A 15,509-nucleotide genomic window follows, 5' to 3' on the forward strand; every position below is an offset into this window, starting at 1 on the left:
TTAACCTCTTCTGCTAAGCCCTTCTTTAATAGAAGAAGCGGCAATCTTCCCGGTACGGACAATGGCATTGGCAGCGATTTTAACCGGAAGTTTTTCATAGGTATCTGGAACAGAGTTGTAGTTGCGGGTAAGGTGTATGGCATCAAATTTGCACTTTGTAGTACACATACCACATCCAAAGCACATGTAACTGTTTATTTCAACAGCACCGCAGCTTAAACAGCGTTTGGTTTCTTCTTGTAATTGTTCTTCCGTAAAGGTAAGACGGTCGTCTAAAAAGCTGCCTTTTTTCTCAGGAGAATGTCTCGGACGTTGCCTTGGTGCCTTGTTAAAGTCATATAAACCGGATATAGTATTCTTATCAAAAGAATGGTATTCCTTCCGGTCACGGCCATAAACAAGGGACTGACCCGGCTGTACATAACGGTGTATGGAAATAGCAGCTTCTTTTCCTGCTGCAATGGCATGAATAGCAAATTTTGGACCGGTACAGCAGTCACCCCCTGCAAAGATATCAGGTTCCATTGTCTGCCAGGTTAAACTATCTGCTGTGAGGGTATTATTAACACTTAGTTCTGCCTTACTTCCGGTAAGCAGATTACCCCACTCTATGGACTGACCGATAGACAACAGTACCGCATCTGCTTTTACGATTATCGTATCATCCTCATTATAAATCGGTGCAAAGCGGTGTTCCTTGTCAAAAACCCTGTTACATTTTTTGAATTCCACACCGGTAACTTTACCGTCTTTGGTAAGAATACGTTTGGGTCCCCAGCCATTTTTAAAAATTACGTTATCTTGTTTGGCTTCTGAGATTTCCTCTGGCAGTGCCGGCATTTCATGAAGACTTTCAAGACAGTACAGACTGACTTTCTTAGGATTCTGCCGGGCAGCAGTTCGGGCAACGTCTATTGCAACATTTCCTCCGCCGATAACTACTATGTTACCAGTAAGCTCTTCCTGGATGCCAAGGCTTACACCTCGTAAATATTCTACACCTGAAAGAACCCCTTTGGCATCTTCTCCTTCGAGATTAAGCATTCTCCCGCCCTGTGCGCCAATGGCAAGGTAAAAGGCCTCATACCCTTCCTTACGGAGGTTTTCAAGAGTAATATCTTTGCCGACTTCAATTCCTGTTTTAAAGGTAACACCCATTTCACGCAGGACATCAATTTCAGCATTAAGAACCTCTTTTTCCAAGCGGAAGGAAGGAATACCCAGTGTCAGCATACCTCCAAGCTTATGATGCTTTTCAAAAACGGTTACCTTATAACCATCAATTGCCAGATAATACGCACAAGAGAGACCGGCGGGACCAGAACCGATAATAGCAATTTTATTACCCAGGTTATAACGCTTAGGAGGAATATATCGGATGGTTTTATCTAGTTCTTTATCTGCAATAAACTTTTTGATTTCATCTATAGCAATCGGCTCATCGATATCTCCTCTGGTACATTCGTTTTCACAGGAATGTGGGCAGATACGACCGCATACAGCGGGGAAAGGATTTTCTTTTTTTATAAGTTCCAGTGCATCCAGATAGCGCCCCTGTGCAGCTAGTTTTATGTAACCTTGTACCGATATGTGGGCAGGACAGGTAGTTTTACAAGGAGAAGTTCCATCCTTAGATACATCCTGACGATTTTCCCGGTAGTTAAGATTCCAATCGTCTTTCCTCCAAATGTGATTTCTGGAGGTGCGTTCCTTTTTCTCTGGATTAGAAGTCATAGAGCAGAGCTTCTGCCCAAGAGTTAAAGCATTCACAGGGCAGTGTTCTACGCATTGGCCACAGGCAACGCAGTTTTCTTTATTTACATTAGCTGTAAAGTTAGAGCGTATGGCATCCGGCGTATTAAAAAGAGTTGCAAGTCTCAGAGAAAAGCAGGAACAGCCGCAGCAGTTGCAAATTGCCGCAGATTCTCCAAGACCATCGGTATGAGGCATCTCATGCATAAGCCCGTTATCTTCAGCGAATTTTAAGATTTCCTTCGCTTCTTCCTTCGTAATCTTACGTCCCCTGCCGGTACGGATATAATACTCAGCACCCTCTCCCATCTGAATGCAGATTTCATGTTCCATATGACCACAGCCCTCTTCAATTACCCGTCTTGACTGTCGGCAGGAGCAATCAGATACAGAGAAGGTATCATATTTATCAAGGTAGTAAGAGAGGCGTTCCCAGGGTTTTACATCCGGAATATCCTTAATTGCAGATTCCACAGGTATCACCCGCATCATTGCCATGCCCTCAGGAAATTTGGCTGCCATGGGGGCAAGCCGGAGTCTGGTATACTCTTCGAATGCTTTTCCGATTTCAGGATGTTGTGAAAGTTGTTCCCGGTTATTTACCATCATTTCCAGCATGCCGGGGGCGAATATATTAACAAAATACCGGTCTTTATTATCCTCTTTGTCCGTCCAGACCTTGGCTACACCAGTATAGGCCAACTGATTAAGAATGGTTCTTAGTTCTTCCTCTGATTTTCCAGAGTGCTTTGCTATGTATTCGAAGGTGCGGGGTTTGCGGAGTCCGATAATCATAGCAATATCAGCCATATCATCTGTCACGACACAGTTAAGAGAATAGTACTCCGGAGAGGTTTCATCGATTTTATTCATTATTCCTGCAATACCGCCAACCATTTTTGCAAGTTTTACTATTTTAGGTCTTAATTCGTCCATAAATTAACCTCTTTTCTAAGCCAGTCAGTCCATTCGTCCATTCCCTCACCGGTTAAGGCACTGATTGGTATAATTTTCGCATGGGGATTTCGTGATTTAATATTTAATATACATTTTTCCAGGTCAAAATTAAAATGCGGCATAACATCTATTTTATTAAGTAAGACCACATCACAAATAGAGAACATAAGTGGGTATTTAAGGGGTTTATCATCCCCTTCCGGTACGGATAGAATCATGGCATTTTTCACTGCCCCCGTATCGAATTCAGCAGGACAGACCAGATTGCCCACATTTTCAAGAATTACTAAGTCCGCATCTGCTGCATCCAGCCCGTCAAGCCCTTGACGGGTCATCTCTGCATCTAGATGGCACATACCGCCGGTATGTAGTTGGATAACCTTAGCTCCGGTCTTTTGTATGGTACGTGCATCTACATCAGAGTCAATATCAGCCTCCATGACACCTATTTTAAAATCCTCCTGTAAGGCATAAATGGTTCGAGTCAGAGTAGTGGTCTTACCTGCTCCGGGGCTGGACATAAGATTTAATAAATATCTGTTTTTTTCTTTTAATTCCTGGCGAAGCTTTTGTGCCTGCTGGTCGTTGTCTTTAAAGACACTCGCCTTTATTTCCAAAATCTTGAATTCTTCCATATAATAGCTCCTTCCTTTATGAGACCGGTAGATTAAGATAAGTAAATAGTAATATAGTTTATTTTTTAACAATTATAATTATAGAATATTACTTAAATACAAGCAATATTACTATAAAAAACTGTCATTTTTGCTGAAAAATATGTTGAATTATGTAAATAATATATGATAAAATGAAGTTGGTTTCTGGTATGACCAGAGCCAGGATTTGAAAAGACTTGTTCTAAAAGAGGGTATTGCATTGCAATTGCCTAAACTTAACGCATGTCCTAGATTAAGAAGGAGGAGCATATGGAATTTGAAAAACTTACTACACACAGTCTTAAGAATATGTTTGTCTGTCAAATTCGTGACAAGATTTTATCAGGGCAACTGACGGTCGGAAGCCGGTTACCCTCAGAACGAGAACTTGCCAAGCAGATGCAGGTCAGTCGTACAGTTGTTAACAGTGGATTTACAGAGCTTGAAAACCAGGGCTTTTTAGAGATACTGCCAAGACGAGGAGTTTTTATAGCAGATTATGGAAAGAATGGGAATATAAATACTTTAAATGCTATTATGGAGTATCATGGAGACACACTGGGCCAATCTGAGATTCGGTCTATCCTGGAAGTCCGCCGGGGACTGGAGCATCTGGTTACGGATTCTGTTATAAAAGTAGCCTCAGATGAGGAGATATATGGATTAGAGGGGCTTCTAGAAGAAATAGCAGAGGCTAAAAATGTTGAAGAAGTGGTTTCAGGAACCTTTGCCTTTCATCATAGACTATCTGTTATCAGCCAGAACAGTATTATGCCTTTACTTTACATATCTTTTAAACCGGTGGTGACACAGCTATGGAAACGCTTCTGCCAATATTACGGTAAGGAAGTTCTTTATGATAGTGTACTTTGTCTGTATAAATGTTTAAAGAAGAGAGATATGATTTCTGCAAGAAGCTGTACGGATAAACGTCTTAATGATGCAATAGCGGAAGGACACCAGATATTTAAAACTAATGATTTAAAAAACGTAACAGCTCAATAAGTAGTTCTCAATAATCAGACTAAAAAATTCAGGAACCAAAGCTACAAGACCCTCGTCTAATGTATGTAAACAGCAAATACAAACAATACTATATAGAATTACGAGGAGGTCATTCATATGAAGAAAGGTACATTAGGTATTATACTAGCAGTTGTAATATTATTTGCGGGCTTTTATTATTTTGCACAAGCCTCTCTAAATACAAAGGCTGAGGAATCCGGCAAAAAAATAACACGTGAAACGAATACCAAACAGAAATTAGGAAAACAGCCCAAGAAAAAAACAGCATCAAAAAAGGTGACGGTTAAGCCAAAGGCAGTTAAGAAAGATGATTCTATTGAAATGAAAATCACTATAAAAAATAACACGAAAAAGGATGTAACCATTGAACACTCCTCAGGTCAAGTATTTGATATCCAGCTTCTTGACGCTAATAAGAACCTATTATATACCTGGTCTGCTGATAAATCGTTCATACAGATGTTATCTACCACAGAAATCAAAGCCGGAAAATCTCTGTCCTACAAAGAAGTTTTGTCTGGGGAGGTGTATGAGAATATCAAGGATAAAGTAGTATATATGAAAGTATATCTTACCGGAACTGCAGATTTCATAAATGCTGATGGATATATAGTTAAAGTGAAATAACAACGTTATAACAAGAAAACCTGTAACTTTTGATAGTGTGACCACACAAAAGTTATGGGTTTTCTTTAAGTTTAAAGATGTGCTAACTCGTTGACAAAAAGATAAGATTAAAATATAATAAAGAAACTTTATAAAGTCCTGCAATTTCTGCTTTTACAAAAGAAAGTAGCATTACAGAAGCCGAAAAAATAATGCTTCCGGATATAATAGTATCAAATAACTTAAATTCAGATTTTGAAGCAGGGATTAAACAGATAGCATTACTTAATTGTCTAAATATAAATATCACACAGATGGGAGTTAAGTTAAAAAGAACGTTTCAACTGTTCTGTTTAGACCTGTTCAATTTTTGAACAGGTCGTCAAAAATTGAAAGGCATAGGTGTTAATATATGAATCAAAAAGAAAGAATGCTCACAGGTTTGCCTTATAAGGCATGGCTGGATGGTTTAAGCGAAGAAAGAATGGAGAACAAATTAAAGATATATGAATATAATCAGATACGTCCGGATGAGAAGAAGAAAGCGGAAGAACTAATTCGGAGTATTCTTGGCAAAGCGGGTGAAGACATTCACATTGAACAGCCATTTCATTGTGATTACGGAAAGAACATAGAAGTCGGAAATAATTTTTTTGCTAACTATAACTGTACCATATTAGATGTAGGTAAAGTTATAATCGGAGAGAATGTAATGTTTGCACCCAATGTATCAATCTATACGGCGGGACATCCCATTCATCCGGACTCCAGGAATTCAGGCTATGAATATGGTATTGCTATTACAATCGGTGATAATGTATGGATTGGCGGAAATGTTGTGATTAATCCTGGTGTTACAATCGGCCATAATGTTGTTATCGGAGCAGGTAGTGTTGTTACGAAAGATATACCGGATAATGTAATTGCAGTGGGGAATCCCTGTAAAGTTATAAGAGCAATAACGGAAGAAGACAGAAAATACTATTACAAAGATAAAGAATTTGATGTACAGGATTATACTGAATAATAAAAATATCTAATAAGAAGGCTATCTGTAATTGGTGAAAGAATAACAGATGGTCTTTTTGTATGCAATTATTATAAAAATATTTGTTACAGAAGTACTTGTAAAAAATACAACTGTATTATATAATACAGTTGTATTGTGAAAAGATTAATTGTTATTTGTCTTGGAGGGATGGAATGCCTAAAATTATAAATTATGATAATCAAAAGGAAAGTATTGCAGAAGCGGCATGGAGGGTAATAAAAAGAGAAGGAATAGAGAATGCATCGGTACGCAATATTGCGAAAGAAGCAGGAATATCTTCAGGAGCATTACAGCACTATTTTAGTTCTCAAGTCCAATTATTAGAGTTTGCAATGAATATGGTTTTTGAACGTGTTGAAGACAGATTTACACGTATTAGTAACGAGATAAGCAGCGTTACACTTGAGAATGCAAAAAAAATATTATGGAATCTTATGCCGGTAAATGAGGAACAGGAATTGGAAATGGAAGTCTGGCTGTCTCTGACTGTTAAAGCGTTCCATGAATCGTCTTTAAATAAAATAAGTAAGAGTACGTATGAAGCCATACATCTGATAATACTAACCCTTTTAAAACAATTAGAGGAGGCAGGGTTACTAAAAAAGGGCTTGAAGCTTTCAATGGAGGCCAAGAGACTGCATATTTTGCTGGACGGTTTATCTCTTCATCGAATGGTTTCACCGGATACTATGACAAGTGATGTATTTCATTCTATATTAGATCAACACTTAAGGGAATTAACAAATAATTTGACTGACTAGAAGTTAGAATTGTGGAAATGTGGGAACTAGGCTGAAAGGAGAAAAATACAAATGAAAAGACACAGAAGGATAAAAAAGGCATTAGGAATTACCGCAGCTTTTTTTATTCTTATTATTATTGCAGGTTTTGTTTATGAAGCGATTGCTTTTAGAATGAATAAAAAAGAATTTCCTATGCCGGGTAAGCTTGTAGATGCAGGTAACTATAGCCTTCATCTGAATGTACAAGGAGAGGGTGCATTTACAGTTATATTTGAAGCAGGCAGTGGCGAAACTAGTTTATCGTGGGGAGACATACCAGAGCAACTATCTTCTATTGCAAGAGTTGTTAGTTATGACAGAGCAGGTTATGCCTGGAGTGAAGAAGCAGAAACGAAACGATCAGGGTATCATATTGTTCAGGAATTGTATACGGCGTTACAGCAGGAGGGGATTAAAGGTCCTTATATTCTTGTCGGACATTCGCTGGGGGGGATGTATTCAAGGCTGTTTGCAGAAGAATACAGGGAAGAAGTAGCAGGGTTAGTATTAGTTGATGCAAGACCAGAGGAGGATGAGGAGCAGACAGCACCCATATACGCCAAGGAAAATTATGTACAAAAACCCTCAGCCAATGTATTATCTTTATTAAAGCAAGCGGGCATCATGCGGTTTTTTCAAAATTATTTATTAGAGGGCATGGTTCCTGTTGAGGAAAGAGAACTTTTTATAAATGTTATTGCTACACCAAAATATTTTCATGCTGTGGAGGAAGAAGGGAAGCTCTCAGGTGATGTAGAGGACGCAATTCGAGGCCAGCAGTTAGGGAGGCTTCCGGTGAAAGTAATCGCACGGGGACTCCCCCCAGATTATAAAGCTTTTGGTATTTCTGAAGAATCCGGACAAAAGATTGAAGAAATATGGAGAAACGGGCAGCTTGGCATGCTTGCCATCTCTGATAACAGCGAGTTTATAGAGGCAGCAAATAGCGGTCATATGATAATGAAGGAAGAGCCAGAATTAGTTCGGAATATTATAAAAAACCTGATTCAAGACCTGGAAGAAGGGAAAAATAAATAAAGAAATAAGGAACTCTTTGAAGTATTGCTAAAACCCTTATGTGGGAATTAAGTCAGCTTCAAAGAGTTTTTTTGTTTAATCAGGCTGAAAATAAATGAAAGATGTGATAAAATAGTAAAAGTGGATTTACGAACGAGATTCAATGGATATAAAATACAGGGAAGGACAATATAATGCCAGATACATTATATAACAGGAAGAAGAAATGCGGATAGGTTTTTTTGATTCAGGTGTTGGTGGTATAACAGTACTACACGAGGCATTAAAGATATTACCTGATGAGGATTATATATATTATGCAGATACTAAAAATGTTCCTTATGGAGTAAAACCCAAGGAAGAGGTTAAACAATATATTTTTACGGCCATGGAGTGTATGATTAATCAGGGAGTGAAAGCTATTGTTATTGCCTGTAATACGGCTACGAGTGTGGCGATAGAAGAGGTAAGAAGCCGATACAATGTGCCTGTTATAGGGATGGAACCGGCTGTAAAGCCTGCTGTTAGAAATAATCAGGACAGGAGCAAACGAGTGTTAGTAACTGCCACTGCTTTAACATTAAGAGAAGAAAAATTGCAGAATCTTATAGCAAGGTTAGACCAAGGACATATTGTGGATTTATTACCACTGCCGGGATTAATCCAATTCGCTGAGAAGCTGGTGTTTGATGAGGAAACTGTATTGCCGTATCTGCATGAGCAGTTGTCTTTATATGACTTAAATCAATATGGAACCGTTGTTTTGGGCTGTACGCATTTTCCATATTATAAAAATATATTTTATAAAATACTTCCAAGGCAGGTTAGTGTGATTGACGGAAACAAAGGGACTGTTAATAATTTAAAAAGAATACTGGCGGACTCGCATTCTTTGGGAGGGGGCAGCGGAAGGATTGCATACTACGAGTCAGGAATCAGAGTAGAAGATACAATAAGACTCAATAACTATAAAGAATTAATGAGGTGCTTGGAACGTACAAATAAAGTATCAGATTGATACTCTTATATAGCAAAGGGGAAGCAGCATATATAACAAAAACAATGTATTGATTATTTTATCCGGTTAAACAAAAGGATATTACTACCAGAGTAGAGATTATGTATAACATAATATTTTTGTAAAATAAGGATAATTATATTACATAGATACTTTTTCCGTAGAAAGGAGTCATAATCAATGAATGAAAAAATTCTGGTAATAGAGGATGAAAAAAAGATATCGGATGCAATTACGTATGCATTGGGAAGAGAAGGCTATACCTTCGAGGTGGCTTATGATGGCGAAGTTGCTTTGGAAATGATATCCCGATTCCGTCCAAATGCCATTATTTTAGACGTTATGCTTCCTGGGATGGACGGATATGAAATTCTTAAGCACCTAAGGGATAAAGAGCGTATAGGGGTTATTATGGTAACCGCAAAAGAGGATATTGTCCATAAAATACTAGGGCTTGAGCTGGGGGCGGATGATTATATAACCAAACCTTTTGATATGCGAGAATTACTTGCACGTTTGAAATCTTTGCTGCGTAGAATACAGAAAGCAGAAAAGAAGCAGGAGTCTGCTAAGGTCAGTCTGGGAGGTATTATACTTTATTTAAATAAACGAACCGCTTTTACTGAAAACAAAATGCTTGATTTGACTCCAAAGGAATACGATATGCTTGCTCTTTTATTGGCTAACCCTGAGCGGGTTTACACAAGAGAACAGCTTCTTGATTTGGTATGGGGGATTGACTATATAGGAGGGACCCGCACCGTGGATATACATGTGCAGCGGGTTAGAAAGAAACTTGGTGAGAAATACGAAGATGTGATTCAGACCGTTTATGGAATAGGTTACAAAGCCATAGGGGGCAGCAGTGAAAATTAGCATAAAATTAAAATTCAGCCTTTTTCTTGCGGCATTACTGCTTCTTGTTGTATTTTTCTTAAGCCTTTTAGTACTGCAAGGCATAAAAAGTAACCAACAAAATCAATATGAACAATATTTATCCCAGCAGGCAAAAACCGCAAACACGTACTTTATCCAGAGAATTTTATCGGAAGAAAACAAGGTACCACAGACCTTTCTATCTGCAAAGGGGCAGGAATTTGCCCGGCAGTTGGAATCAATAAGCGGCCAGACTTTGGTTTTGTATGACAAGCAAGGGAAGCTGATAAGTAAAAAGGTAACAGATACAGAGTCAGACCGTATAAAGCACGCATTGGACTATGCATTAGACAATAAGACAGCCTATTTGGTGATAGAAGATTCCTTATATTACCTGACTCCTTTAATAGCCGGAAATGAACAGCTTGGTGTAATACAGTTTTATTATTCCTTGTCTGAACACCAGTCATTTTACAACAATATACGGCAATTATTTATCTATATAGGTGCAATTGTATTTTTCTTAAGTTTTTTAATCGGTAATATATATTTTAACGCTTTTGCATCGGGCATTATAAAACTAGATAAAATGGTGGATAAAATACGAGAGGGTCATTATGCAACTACAATTTTAAAACGAAGGGACGAAATCGGAAAGTTAAGTCAGGGAATCCATGCCATGAGCGGTCAGATTCAAAAAACCATACAAGGCCTTAAAGAGGAAGAAGTTAAATTAACGCTTGCTGTGAACAAATTGTCCCAGCTTGATATACAGCAGAAACAATTTATTGGTAATGTAACCCATGAATTTAAAACACCTCTAACCTCAATTAAGGCCTATATTGATTTGTTAGAAATGTACCCTGACGATGAGGCACTTTTACAGACGGCCATCACCAATATAAAAAGTGAGACCGGACGTTTGTATGAAATGGTAGATAAGGTTTTGCAGTTATCTGCTTTAGAAAAATATGATTTCGAACTAAAGCTTGAGAAACTTGCCGTTAAGCAGATATTAGAAACAGTGATAAACAGCTTAAAGGGCAGAATGGATAAGTTCGGTATTAAACTTTCTGCGGAACTTAGGGATATCTATATAGAAGGGGATAAAGACAGCTTAGTAATAGTGTTGATAAATCTGCTGGATAACGCCATCAAATACAACAAAACCAATGGGCAAATTTTTGTAAAAACGTATGAGTTAAGGTATCAGGTATTTATAGAAATAGCAGATACAGGGATTGGTATTCCTGAGGAACTTGTACAAAAAGTGTTTGAACCTTTTTATACAGTTGATAAAAATAGAGCAAGAGAGAATGGAGGGGCCGGCTTAGGGTTGTCACTTGTTAAGAAACATACAGAATCCATGGGGGGATCTGTCAGTTTACTAAATACCGGAATGGAAGGAACCAGCTTTAAAATTACCTTTCCAGCAATCACAGATGAAGCGTAGAAGTATATTCCCTATTCCTATAGAATGTTTACATTTTAGATACAATTGTTAACAGGATATATATAATTGTATATTATACTGAAATAAATTCTTGATAATCTATATATCGAGGAGGCGATTAAATTGAATATTAAGTTACATGCTTCAATTTTTATCTAGACAGTATGGCAAGCCGATATGGCTTACAATGTGAACTGGATTGAAAAGTAATTTTCACATAACATTTGCCTGCGACCAAAGTGTGCAGGTATCGGAAAGGGATGGTATTTTATGAAAAAAATACAAATAACGAAAGCAGTATGTGTGCTGGTTTTATTATTAGCGACTACAGGATGTAGTGCAGAAAGAGAGAAAGTAACAGTTAAGGAACCCGGAGGATCCCTTACAATTATTGATAATCCGGAAAGTGAAGTAAAGGATACGGGTGTTAATGTAATAAGAATTGATCCTTATGAGAAACTCGAAATTACGGATTGGCTGGATGCAGATACCGTAATTGTATCTAAGGAAAATGAAACATTAGAGAAAATGAGTCTGGCGGAATTATCGGATTCGTATCCAAGAAGCCTATATCTTTATAATCTTAAAACTAAGGAGTATGAGCTGTTACAAGAAGATGCAGACCTTAACTTAGGAGGTGCAAAATTATCCTCTGACAAGAAAAATCTGTTATATTACGGCAATAGCCTGGGCGATCCATCTTATTATGTTTTAAACCTTGAGAACAGAAAGAGTTTTGGTATTATAGGTGAGCCAGTTGGAAATGTAGGCAGTGCAAATTGGGCTGATAAGGATACTGTAATTGGAGCAGGTTATATGAGTGGTGCCTATACCGCCAGTACAGACGGTAAAATAACCATTATAAAGGAATTAGAGGAAAAAGCAATTTTTGTGGTACAACAAATAAAAGATACAATTTACTACAATACTTCCGATGATAATACCCTTATGGCTTTAAACTTAACAACCAAGGAAACGGTAAGTTTGAATCTTGCCAACGTGTTTTCTGTATACCCTGCTCCTGATGAAAAGCAGATACTGGTTTTACAATATAATGGTTCTCAACAAGTCTTATTGCTTTGTGATATGGATGGAAGTAATATTAAAACCATTGCGGAAGGCTTAGAATTAGGAGGCATATCCTGGTCTCCTGACCAGAGAATGATTACTTACAGCATGAAAGGGGAAGGCAGCGGCACAGGAACCAGCGGGCTATATCTCTATGATTTGTTGACGGGTGAACCCACACGGATTGCAGTAGATGTGGAAGGAATTACAACCAGTTTTAGTCCTTCCGGTAAGGAATTTGCATTTACCCAGTGGGATGGAAAACAGTATAACAGCAGTATTGTTCACCTAGAGGATTCTTTACAGTAATAGTTAAAAACAGCTAATTATGAAACCGTTATTTTATGTGTTTTGGTGTTGCTTTGCTTGGAATTATGTTGTATTCTTTAGGGAAGACAGAATTTTTTGTTCAGGAGGACATTATGTTTCAAGTAAAAGAAGCAACAGGCTGCCCCTTTGAGGAAGAATACCTGCGAAAGGAGGACAGGAGTTTTAATATTCTTGACTTTGGTGCAGGTACCAAGAAAACTCCTGTAGAGAATACAGCAGCAATCAACAATGCAATTATAAGTGCATCCAAAGAGGGCGGTACCGTCATTATTCCTAAAGGGGATTTCAGAGTATATACCATACATCTTAAAAGCGGTGTAAATCTATATTTAAGTGAAGGCAGTATCCTGCATGCTGCTAAGACAGATATAACGAATTCCTATGAATTGCAAACCGGTGAAGGTGGTAATTATCTGGAACCGGAGGTAAATCTTTATACAGGGCTACAAGATCATGGACATACGTATTTTGCCAACAGTCTGATATACGGAGTGGATATACAGGATGTCATGATATACGGTACTGGTTTGATAGACGGCAGTTTTTTAAATGATCAAGGAGAACTGCAACATGTATTAATGGGCGGTGATCCGCTAGACCCAATAAGGCGTTCTGGTGCAGGCCATCAAGGAGAATGGTTCGGCAATAAGGCTATTGCTCTTGTAAGATGTGAGAATGTTGCTTTATGTGACTTTTCTATAGTAGCAGGTGGACATTTTGCAATTATTACAACTTGTGTTAAAAACTTATTTGTAAATCATATCTTAGTCGATACAAACAGGGATGCTTTTGATGTGGATTGTTGCCAGAATGTTACTATTTTAAATTCTACGTTTAACTCCCTAACCGATGATGCTATTGTTATGAAGGCTTCTTATGGCGGTGGTATTTTTATGCCTTTACAAAATGTATTAATTGAAGACTGTAAGGTTAGTGGTTATGATATGGGATCTGTTTATTCTGGTACTTATACGGCGGATAAGCTGATCGCTACAGATCGGTGCGGCCCTACCGCCAGAGTGAAACTTGGTACAGAGGCAACCTGCGGCTATGACTGTGTAACCGTCAGACGTGTAGCTTTTAAGCGATCCCGGGGTTTTGCGCTGGAGGCAGTGGATGGCTCGGATTTGAGTAATATTATTTTTGAAGATTCTACTTTAGAGGATATCAGCAGTTCACCTATATTTATTAAGGCAGGAGACAGAGGCCGTTTCCCTGTTACAGGTAACACCAAGGATGACACTATTATTCCGGATACAAACAGGGAGCGTAATGTGCGTCTTGATAATATTAATTTTGTATTGCCGGCAGTGAAGGAGTATCAGGCTTATCCTGCAAAACGCTATCTGCCTTCGTATAACAGGACGCATAGAGTATCCGTTGACGGACATTCCTATTTTAATATTGTGGATGAAAAAGAGCCATGCAATCTAAACCCTGCGAATTATCACGAGGAAGGCGGAACGTTTTATGCCTTAAAGTTTGATAGTTCTGCACTGCAATATATTCCTGATTATGAAAAAGAACTAAAAAAAGAACAGCTTTTCCTGTATGCTAATGCTTATGGCTGTGACCACATCGCGGCGGTTCATGATATTGTTATCCGTAATATAATAGTTAAAAATGCAGATCCCCGTTACCCCATTGAAATCATGGGCTTGGTGGGAAGCCGTATTAAAAATGTATGTATTGAGAATGTAAAGGTAGAGTACAGAGGTGGTTTAACTCTTAAGGATGCCGTTGAACAAAGGCAGTTAAATACAAACTGGGAATATAGGCAGAATGGGAAGAAAAAACCACATATCCAGTCCCTGCCCTGGCTGATTAATACTTTTTTCCTAAAGAATGAGGGGCTGCTTCCAAGGGCAGAATGGGATAATAGCAAAGAAGTCTGGCGGGATGCTCCATTTAATGTACCGGAGCTTCCGGAAGTTTATCCCGAACCTAGTAACTGGGGAATATTGCCGGCATATGGTCTTTATGCAAGACATGTAGAAAATTTGTATCTTAATAAGATTGAGTTTAAATTTATGGTAGAAGATACCAGATATCCAATCGTACTGGATGATGTAATACATGGAGGCTTAAAGAACATACAGGTTGATTATGCAAAGGAAGTGGAGCAAATTGTCTTTGTAAAAAATGAATTTAAAAGACCTGCCGGTCTTGAATATGTACCGGATTATGCCTATCATTCTACGAATGTAGAAGATGTTGAAATTGAACCTGCCCTGACAGTAAAAACAGTAACGGTAAATGCTCCGGCCCCCGGTACTCCAAAAGATGGATTGTATGCTTATAAAACGGTTCCGATTCCTGCACATGGTTATGCTTTTTCAAACCCTACGGCAGAACACCCGCTGCCTCAGACTGTTTATCGTCCGTTTTTCTTAACAGTACCGGAGCAGACGGTCAGAGCCGGAGAAACACTTAGCTTAGATATAATTGCCAGACAACCCGCCTTTGAAACTTCATTATTTGAAACAGACGGAAAAATTTATAATGAGTCTCTTGCAGTTAAGGATTATACAGTACAGGGTAACCGTCAGCCGATGAAATTATATGCAAAAGCATTACCGAAGGGGGCGGTTTTTGATACGTCAGCATTTACTCCAGGTAAAGCATGTGTATTTCACTGGACTCCATCTAAGGAGGCAGCCGGGGAGGAACCGTATATTGTAAGGTTTATAGCAGATGATGGAATTATACCGGAGGAAATGTCAGTTGCAATAAGAGTTCTGGATATATAAACAATTGAATTGATAAGTTCCATGACCTAGGGCACCGGTAAAAAATCCGGTGCCCATTGCTTATCTTTTTTACACAAATGAAGTTAAGCTATTTTTTCTTTTATAGTATGATATTATGAAATATAAGCAATTGCGAAACGTTCTTTTTCATCACGTTGGATGACAGT

At 38.3% G+C, this 15,509-nt stretch carries 12 protein-coding genes; 10 read left to right on the forward strand and 2 right to left on the reverse strand.

Features of this window, described 5'->3' with window-relative positions; genetic code table 11:
• Positions 1-2,688 carry an FAD-dependent oxidoreductase gene (locus acsn021_RS07390; RefSeq protein ID WP_184093526.1) on the reverse strand — a complete coding sequence of 896 codons (2,688 nt, stop codon included), beginning with the start codon at positions 2,686-2,688 and terminating at the stop codon, positions 1-3.
• A complete protein-coding gene (gene hypB / locus acsn021_RS07395) occupies positions 2,676-3,344 on the reverse strand; it encodes a hydrogenase nickel incorporation protein HypB (RefSeq protein WP_184093527.1) in 669 nt (222 codons plus the stop codon). Before hypB ends, acsn021_RS07390 begins: the two co-directional genes overlap by 13 nt.
• Before the next feature lie 291 nt (positions 3,345-3,635).
• Here hypB and acsn021_RS07400 point away from each other — a divergent pair, with 291 nt between their 5' ends.
• The 10 genes from acsn021_RS07400 (at position 3,636) to acsn021_RS07445 (ending at position 15,342) form a co-directional block, all read left to right on the forward strand.
• Positions 3,636-4,370 (forward strand): FadR/GntR family transcriptional regulator, encoded by a 735-nt coding sequence (locus tag acsn021_RS07400; RefSeq protein ID WP_184093528.1) that lies wholly within the window; start codon positions 3,636-3,638, stop codon positions 4,368-4,370.
• 117 nt (positions 4,371-4,487) lie between these two features.
• Positions 4,488-5,018: a BsuPI-related putative proteinase inhibitor gene (locus tag acsn021_RS07405; RefSeq protein WP_184093529.1), complete on the forward strand. Its 531-nt coding sequence runs from the start codon at positions 4,488-4,490 to the stop codon at positions 5,016-5,018.
• Between the two features lie 391 nt (positions 5,019-5,409).
• Positions 5,410-6,024 carry a sugar O-acetyltransferase gene (locus acsn021_RS07410; protein WP_184093530.1) on the forward strand — a complete coding sequence of 205 codons (615 nt, stop codon included), beginning with the start codon at positions 5,410-5,412 and terminating at the stop codon, positions 6,022-6,024.
• Between the two features lie 176 nt (positions 6,025-6,200).
• Positions 6,201-6,809 (forward strand): TetR/AcrR family transcriptional regulator, encoded by a 609-nt coding sequence (locus acsn021_RS07415; protein ID WP_184093531.1) that lies wholly within the window; start codon positions 6,201-6,203, stop codon positions 6,807-6,809.
• 51 nt (positions 6,810-6,860) lie between these two features.
• On the forward strand, positions 6,861-7,868 hold the full coding sequence (locus tag acsn021_RS07420; RefSeq protein WP_184093532.1) for an alpha/beta fold hydrolase: 1,008 nt from the start codon (positions 6,861-6,863) through the stop codon (positions 7,866-7,868).
• A gap of 205 nt (positions 7,869-8,073) precedes the next feature.
• Positions 8,074-8,865: a glutamate racemase gene (gene murI / locus acsn021_RS07425; RefSeq protein WP_184093533.1), complete on the forward strand. Its 792-nt coding sequence runs from the start codon at positions 8,074-8,076 to the stop codon at positions 8,863-8,865.
• Between the two features lie 180 nt (positions 8,866-9,045).
• The gene (locus tag acsn021_RS07430; protein ID WP_184093534.1) at positions 9,046-9,741 is read left to right on the forward strand and encodes a response regulator transcription factor; all 696 of its coding nucleotides are present in this window, start codon (positions 9,046-9,048) and stop codon (positions 9,739-9,741) included.
• Positions 9,731-11,194 carry a sensor histidine kinase gene (locus acsn021_RS07435; RefSeq protein ID WP_184093535.1) on the forward strand — a complete coding sequence of 488 codons (1,464 nt, stop codon included), beginning with the start codon at positions 9,731-9,733 and terminating at the stop codon, positions 11,192-11,194. The genes acsn021_RS07430 and acsn021_RS07435 overlap by 11 nt, the downstream gene beginning before the upstream one ends.
• 270 nt (positions 11,195-11,464) lie before the next feature.
• Complete coding sequence (locus acsn021_RS07440) at positions 11,465-12,571, forward strand: TolB family protein (protein WP_184093536.1); 1,107 nt, start codon at positions 11,465-11,467, stop codon at positions 12,569-12,571.
• 113 nt (positions 12,572-12,684) lie between these two features.
• The gene (locus tag acsn021_RS07445) at positions 12,685-15,342 is read left to right on the forward strand and encodes a glycoside hydrolase family 28 protein (protein ID WP_184093537.1); all 2,658 of its coding nucleotides are present in this window, start codon (positions 12,685-12,687) and stop codon (positions 15,340-15,342) included.
• The last annotated feature ends 167 nt before the right edge of the window (positions 15,343-15,509 follow it).

It is taken from the genome of Anaerocolumna cellulosilytica (assembly GCF_014218335.1).
GTDB lineage: Bacteria > Bacillota > Clostridia > Lachnospirales > Lachnospiraceae > Anaerocolumna > Anaerocolumna cellulosilytica.

What these genes read in the sequence shown, in the direction of transcription:
- acsn021_RS07440 (WP_184093536.1), top strand. Translation starts at nt 11,465, where the DNA reads ATGAAAAAAATACAAATAACGAAAGCAGTATGTGTGCTGGTTTTATTA.
- hypB (WP_184093527.1), bottom strand. Translation starts at nt 3,344, where the DNA reads ATGGAAGAATTCAAGATTTTGGAAATAAAGGCGAGTGTCTTTAAAGAC.
- acsn021_RS07430 (WP_184093534.1), top strand. Translation starts at nt 9,046, where the DNA reads ATGAATGAAAAAATTCTGGTAATAGAGGATGAAAAAAAGATATCGGAT.
- acsn021_RS07390 (WP_184093526.1), bottom strand. Translation starts at nt 2,688, where the DNA reads ATGGACGAATTAAGACCTAAAATAGTAAAACTTGCAAAAATGGTTGGC.
- acsn021_RS07400 (WP_184093528.1), top strand. Translation starts at nt 3,636, where the DNA reads ATGGAATTTGAAAAACTTACTACACACAGTCTTAAGAATATGTTTGTC.
- acsn021_RS07415 (WP_184093531.1), top strand. Translation starts at nt 6,201, where the DNA reads ATGCCTAAAATTATAAATTATGATAATCAAAAGGAAAGTATTGCAGAA.
- murI (WP_184093533.1), top strand. Translation starts at nt 8,074, where the DNA reads ATGCGGATAGGTTTTTTTGATTCAGGTGTTGGTGGTATAACAGTACTA.
- acsn021_RS07410 (WP_184093530.1), top strand. Translation starts at nt 5,410, where the DNA reads ATGAATCAAAAAGAAAGAATGCTCACAGGTTTGCCTTATAAGGCATGG.
- acsn021_RS07405 (WP_184093529.1), top strand. Translation starts at nt 4,488, where the DNA reads ATGAAGAAAGGTACATTAGGTATTATACTAGCAGTTGTAATATTATTT.
- acsn021_RS07445 (WP_184093537.1), top strand. Translation starts at nt 12,685, where the DNA reads ATGTTTCAAGTAAAAGAAGCAACAGGCTGCCCCTTTGAGGAAGAATAC.
- acsn021_RS07420 (WP_184093532.1), top strand. Translation starts at nt 6,861, where the DNA reads ATGAAAAGACACAGAAGGATAAAAAAGGCATTAGGAATTACCGCAGCT.